At 29.5% G+C, this 5,778-nt stretch carries 2 protein-coding genes; both read right to left on the reverse strand.

What is annotated here, in order from left to right; all coding sequences use genetic code 11:
• Positions 1 to 235 (reverse strand): hypothetical protein (locus tag CCE28_RS21605; protein WP_141228414.1); only part of this gene is annotated, 235 nt, incomplete at its 3' end.
• Positions 236 to 543: 308 nt separating this feature from the next.
• A partial coding sequence (locus CCE28_RS21610; RefSeq protein WP_141228415.1) for an AAA family ATPase occupies positions 544 to 5,778 on the reverse strand: 5,235 nt, incomplete at its 5' end.

Consider the following 5,778-nt stretch of genomic DNA (forward strand, 5'->3'; position numbering starts at 1 on the left):
TTCCTTGCCAATTTTCCAAATCATATACTTTTACTACACCCTTAATGGAGTTAACATTTTGAGCAATCATGTATTCATGTTTTAATTTTTCAACATTCTTTAATGTTAATCTCTCTGAAGACAATGTTTTAAAAATTAGATCTTCTTTTTTTACCTTATGGTATCCACCATAAACAAGTGTATCATTTCCTTTATAAATTAATTCATCAATTTCGTATTCTTTAAATTTTAGCACATGCCCTTCCCCCTACTTGTTTCCTCCATATGTAAAAATCAGTTTTAATTTCATAGTATTCTCCTAAAAATAAACAAATAACTCCATAATTTCTAAATATGCAACACGAAATTCATCCTATATGCAACAATTAACATTTCTTCAAGAATACTAAAAATCCCTTTGGCGAAAAAAGGCTTATTTTGTCAATTGCAACAAACTAAAAAATTTGTATATAAAATTGCCACCTTAAAATAATCATCATATTACTTTAAGGTGGCAATTTAATTTTAGTCCTTTTACTTTATTTTAAAACTAATCTCTTCAGTTTATAAACCATAAACATCAGAAAATTCTATGTCCATTCTGTTAATTAGGTTTTCTCCAGAATTTGTATAATTGTTAGTATAAATATATTTTTCATCCAATTCCCTAATAGGTACATCTATAATAAATTTAGTAAATTTGCCCACTTTACTCTCTACTGTAATATGACCATCATGCAATTCAATAAGTAACTTAGCAATAGTTAACCCAATTCCACTTCCTTCACTATTTCTAGTAAATGACTTATCCACCTGTCTGAAACGTTCAAAGATCATTTTCTGCTTATCTTTTGAAATTCCAATTCCCGTATCTTTTACTACTATACTAATTGATTCCTCCTTATCATATATACTTACAGAAATCTCATCCCCTTCATCTGTAAATTTTATAGCATTAGAAAGTAGGTTTAAGATAATCCTTTCAATATTAAAAGGATCGCAGGCAATTACCTTACTTTTCATATTTGAATTAAATTCTAATATTCGATTTTTATTTTCTACATAGTCCGAAACTGAGTAAGTTATTTTTCTAATAAGTTCTACTATATCATGATTTTGCAAATTTAAATCAAAAGAATTAGAAGCTATTTTAGTTATATCAACTATATTATTAACTAACTTTAGAAGTCTATAGTTATTTTGTTTAATAATATTTGTATATTTCCCAAATTTCTCATTAAGCTTTGGACTTAAATCACTATTTCTGTATAAATCTATCATTTGTAATGCAGAGAAAGACAGATTCAATGGTGTTTTTAACTCGTGAGATAAATTAGCAAAAAGCTCCAATTTCAATTTATTATATTCAAGCTGTTCTCTTAACAGCTTATATGCAGTAACATCTACTCCACAGCTCAATGTTCCTTCCACATTCCCCTCTTCATCTCTTAACACAACATTATGGGTAGACACTATCCTTTCTTCGCCAGTTTTAGTTACAATAACTCTATCCCAATATTCTACTGATTCTCCATTTATTAAAGCTTCTAATTTATTCTTTGATTCTTTTTTATCCTCTTTCTTAATAAAATTTTTATTCCATTTTTTCCCGAGCAGTTCTTCTTCACAATAGCCTAAAATTTCACAACCCTTTCTATTAATCAATGCTATTCTTCCATCTTTATCTAAAATTAAAAATGAAACTTCAGCAATATCAAGATATTTTTGCAATTTATCTTTCTCTTTCTTTAATTGAACCGTTCGTTCTTTTACTTTAGTATCTAATATTTCATTAGAGCGCTCTAAACCTTCATATAATTTTGCATTTTCAAGGGAAATTACTATTTGGGAAGAAAGTATTTCTAAAACCTTCAATCTATCCCTAGTAAAAGCACCTGTCATAAGATTATTTTCAAGATAAATTATTCCTTTTAATTTTCTTTGATTAATTAAAGGAAAACATAAAATTGACTTAGGTCTTCTTTTAACAATATACTTATCACCACCGAAATTTATAGAATTAGTGGTATTTTCTAAAATAACACTTTCATTTTTTCTACTAACATAATTTATAATACTCTTAGGAATGTTCTCATATTCTTCAACCATTATATCCTTAACTACAGTTATTTTTTCTTCTTCAATTTCTTTCTTCCCTTTAATTATAAAAGCACCTTCTTTTTTCATAATAAATACTACTTTTTGAGCCCCCACATTTTCAATAACAATCTTAATTAATTTCTTTATAAGCTCTTCTAAAACAATTTCCTGTGAAATAGCCTGACTTGCTTTCATAATCGTATTAATATCTACTAACTCTAAAGCAGTTATTGTAGATTGGGTATCTTTTGTATTTACTTCAAACTTTTCATGAAAAATTTCTAGATATTTATTTTCTATATCTTTCACCTTAGCTTCTGCCCCCCAAAACTTGTAGCCAGAATAAGCTTCTTTAAAGTGCCATTTAGCATATCTATATTTATTTTCATTAAGCCAAAATTCTGCAGCTAGTTCATTAGCCAAAGCTTCATCATTTATGTATTCATGTTCTTTTGCAAGAGATATAGACTTTTCATAATATTCTATGGCTTCGTAATTTCTACCTGTTACTCGTAAACGTTCTGCTTCAACCAAATAAAATTTTTGCAAAAAATTCATTGGAGCATATTTAGCCCAAATTTTCATTTTTGACTGATTTTCGGAAACTTTTATTAAAATTTCATCTTTTTCATTATTTGAAACAGCAGAATATGTTGCAAGCCTTGAAAGGGAATCAAAATAATAAACCATAGCAATATCCACCATTCCTGCTACTCCAGCTAAATTTTCTTCTGCTTTTTTTGAAGTCTCAACTGCAAGAGCGTATTCTCCAAAATGATAATATAATATTGTTTTACTTAGAAAAATAAAAACCATTCCAATCATATCACCAATATGACTAACAACAGGAAGTATTTCATTTTCATCACACATTTCACCTATAAGTTTCACAGAATTTTTTGATTTCCCCTGCATATTCAAAACAAGTTGCCCAAATATTTTTTCATAATTTAATGATAAACCTTGTTTTATTTTTTCTATATTTTTTGTATTGTTTACTGTTTCTTCTTCCAGAACTGAAAGGGGACGTCCTATATAAAAGGAATTTTTAGCGTGTGCCGGTAAACAATAAGCACCGTATTCAAAATCTCCGTTTTCCATTCCTGCTCTATATCCTTCAGTAAGGGAATCAAGAGTTGATTTAAGATGTTCTTTCCAATGCTTTATACAATAATTATCTATTTCTAAAACTTTGGCCTTGTATTGTTTTAGATTTTGCTTTTCTACTAGTTTAATACTCATTCTTCCTATTCTGTATCCCAGTTCTATATCATTTATTCCTGTACAAAGTACCATTCCGTAAAAGGCATAAGCTCCCGGTGAAAGAGGAGAATTACCGTATTTTATTGAAAGTTCAACCATCTTACAAGTTAATATAGGGGTCAGCATAGGAGCTGCCTTATATGTAGTAGGTGTAGTACTTAGCATAATCTCCATTGCCGCAAGTTTTACATGATCACTCATAGAAGGTAAGTTTAGTAAATCTTCTACTTCCATTCCTTCCATAGCTTCTTTTACATTGCCAAAAGCTTTCTCAATATGAGTTTCATTTGGGTTAATAGGCATATTTATTCCCATTAATTCAAGGACTGATATACCTGTTTCTAAAGCTTCCTGTAAATTTAGCTGAGCCTGGTAAGCTTGTATTTTTATATTGTAAACCTTAACTTTGTCCGTTAATGTTTTTGCATTTTCTAAAACTACTTCTGCATACTCGTCCATTTGTTTAAAATCACTAATAAGGTACGACATTTCTGTTATTTCCGAATATAATCCTAAAGCCAGTTCATAATATTCTTGCCAGGCATCACTACTTAACATTTCAATTCCTGTTTGAAAATAAATAAATGCTGCTTTATAAGCGGAAGACCCTTTTGCGGCTATACCTGCTTTAAAATTCAATTGTGCAAGTTTTATATATTCTGTCTTATCACTTATTATGGATTTACCTAAATTAAGCTGTCTTACCGTTTCAAATAATTGTTCCTTTTTTTCAAACTCCACATATTTTTTTAACATTAGTCTTCCAATGTGTAAATGGATAGCCGGTCTCATATGATCAGGTATCAGAGAATAAACAGCCTGCTGTATACGGTCATGAAGAAATCGAAATTTAATATTATTCTGGGATAAATCCGTATTCCCATTTTTAACAACAGCTATTAATCCTTCCTTAACAGCCAACTGCAAATCATCCACCATAGAGTCCCAAGGTTTCTCGTTAATTAAAGCCAGAGATTTCAGATCAAATTGGTTACCTATGCAAGCAGCATTTTTTAGTTCCTGTATGGCTGAAGGATTTAATGTATTAATTTTCTTCATTAATAGTTCTACTACATTTTCAGTTATATCCAGTTTTTTTATCTGTGATGTATCCCAACACCACCCCATTGAATTATAATCAAACCAAATATACTCTTTATCATATAAAGACTGTAAAAATTGTTTCACAAAAAACGGATTTCCTTGAGTTTTGCTATAGATAAAATCCGATATTTCTTTAAATGCAAACAAATCTTTTCTTACACTTACGAAAGTATCTTCAAGTATTGATTGAACATCTTTCTTTTCAAGTGTATTTAATTTTATAATATTGATTATAATTTTGCTTTTAATAAGTTCATTCTTCATCATCATAAGGGGCTGAATCAAATTAATTTTATTATCCCTATAAGCTCCGATAATGAATAAATACTTTATTGATTTATTTGTCATTAGCATTTTTATAAAACTTAAGCTTGCAGAATCTGCCCATTGTAAATCATCAATAAACATAACAAGGGGATGCTCTTTTTGGGCAATTGCCCTCATAAAATTTTCAAAAACAAGATTAAATCTATTTTGTGTTTCGGTTGGTCCCAATTTAGGAACAGGATTTTGTTCTCCTATAATCAGCTTTAAAGACGGAAGAACATCTATAATTACCTGTCCGTTATTTTCTACTGCCTGTAATATTTTTTCACTCCATGTTGCTAGTTGTTCCGAAGATTCTAAAAGCAATTGATTTATAAAATTTTCAAGTGCCAGAATAAGTGCGCTATAAGGTATCTCTCTCTGAAATTGTTCGAATTTACCTGATATAAAATAGGCTGACCTTTCCACAAGTTGATTCTGTACTTCATTTACTAAAGCCGACTTTCCTACTCCTGAATAACCTTCAACTAATACTAATTCTTTGGCACCATTATTAACTTTTTCAAAAGAAGTAAGTAATTTTTCAAGTTCTTCTTCTCTACCATATAACTTTGATGGTATTTGAAATCTATCCGGAATATCTTTCTCTCCAATTTTGAAATCTTTTATCTTCCCCTTAGATTTAAAACTTTTTTCACATATTTTTAAATCACTTTTCAAACCAGTTAAACTTTGATATCTATCTTCAGGCATTTTAGCCATTAACTTCATTATAATATTTGATATTACCTGAGGTATTTTATCATTCACTTCAATTGGAGCCAAAGGTTCTTTTGCAATATGTGCATAAATCAGTTCTAATCTATCAGCATTATTAAAGGGTAATTTCCCTGTTAACAATTGATAAAAACACACTCCTAAAGAATAATACTCAGATCTATAATCTACAGGCCTATCTATTCTTCCCGTCTGCTCTGGCGATATATATTCTAAAGTCCCTTCTAATTGATCAACATTTTTCTTTTGTTCTTTTTCCCTTTTCATCAACATGGAATTGCCAAAGTC

The sequence above is a fragment of the Anaeromicrobium sediminis genome, assembly GCF_002270055.1.
Taxonomy (GTDB): domain Bacteria; phylum Bacillota; class Clostridia; order Peptostreptococcales; family Thermotaleaceae; genus Anaeromicrobium; species Anaeromicrobium sediminis.